At 51.9% G+C, this 867-nt stretch carries 1 protein-coding gene; it reads right to left on the minus strand.

Features of this window, described 5'->3' with window-relative positions:
- The coding region (locus EDM59_RS30795; RefSeq protein ID WP_246011310.1) for an MFS transporter at positions 1-831 on the minus strand (831 nt) is incomplete at its 3' end.
- Positions 832-867 lie beyond the last annotated feature (36 nt).

An 867-nucleotide genomic window follows, 5' to 3' on the forward strand; every position in this document is an offset into this window, starting at 1 on the left:
AGTCTGCTTCGCGATCGCGCCCAAGATCATCGCTCCGCCGCCAATCCCCAGATCAAACGCGGAAAAGAATGTCCCTGTAGCAGCACCGCGTCGGGAAGGATCCACTCGCTGAATCGTCCATGCCTGCAAGGATGGCTGCACAGACCCGGCTCCTATCCCAAACAGTATCGCAGCCGCAATCAACCCAAGCTCCGTTGTACTGTAGGAAAGAACAACGACTGCGATCCCTGTCAGGACACCACCTGGCATCAACACCCAAAACGGTCCCTTTTTATCAAACAGCTTTCCTGCCAGCGGTCGCACCAGCATCAGTGAGATCGCATTGAAGAGAAAGTACAATCCTACATTTTCGATGCCCACTTCCTGGCCAAACAGGGTGATAAAGCTTACAACGCCCCCGTACATCACACCCGTCAGCAATGCTAGCAATGCTGGAAACAGTGCTTTTTTCTCAAACAGTCCTCCACCTGCCGCAGCAGACGGTTGTGTCATTCCGATTGGAGCTTTAATTTCAACCATTCTCGTCAATATCATCGCAACACCGGTCAATCCTCCTGATATTCCAAAGAGCCAGCCATACCCAAAGGATTGAGAAACCGAAAGTCCGATCAACGGTCCTACTGCCATCGCCAGGTTCGTAAACATCCCGAAGTATCCCATGCCTTCACCCCTGCGCTCAGCAGGAATAATGTCGGACACAATCGTTCCATAGGTTGTAGTGACGATGCCCCAGCCAATTCCGTGTACAAAGCGCAAGGCAAGTACCAGAGCAACGCTCGCCATCCAATAGTACCCGAACACAGAAAACAAAAAAATGGCGAGACCACTCAAGAGAACAGGCCTTCTCCCCATTGAGTCCAGGGCTTT

The sequence above is a fragment of the Brevibacillus nitrificans genome (assembly GCF_003710965.1).
Taxonomy (GTDB): domain Bacteria; phylum Bacillota; class Bacilli; order Brevibacillales; family Brevibacillaceae; genus Brevibacillus; species Brevibacillus centrosporus.